This window comes from Paraburkholderia sp. SIMBA_054 (assembly GCF_046534875.1).
GTDB classification, from domain to species: domain Bacteria; phylum Pseudomonadota; class Gammaproteobacteria; order Burkholderiales; family Burkholderiaceae; genus Paraburkholderia; species Paraburkholderia hospita.
This window is the reverse complement of sequence record NZ_JAWRXV010001762.1, coordinates 1-234: the sequence shown is the minus strand read 5'-3', so window position 1 is coordinate 234 and position 234 is coordinate 1. Positions and strand designations below refer to the sequence as shown.

The 234-nt window shown below is 61.5% G+C and carries 1 pseudogene; it reads right to left on the bottom strand.

Annotated features, from left to right (window positions below):
• Positions 1–234: pseudogene (locus SB822_RS61145) on the bottom strand (hybrid sensor histidine kinase/response regulator); the annotation flags it as partial.

The window sequence follows — 234 nt, the reverse complement described above, 5'->3', positions numbered from 1 at the left end:
GCCTGACGTTCGAGTTGCTCTTCGACAAGATGCAGCAGCGTCTTGGACTGATAGCCCTTCGCGAGAGAAAGAATCCGCGCGGTGAACGCGTGGTAATGCGGGGCATGTCTGCCGACGCGCTCCGCCCACAGCGCGATTTCCTGCATATCGCCGCGGCGCGCGAGCAGATGCAATTGCTGGAGTTCTTTTTCGGGCACGGGGACAAGCGGTGCAGTCGGTGCATCGAGCACGACC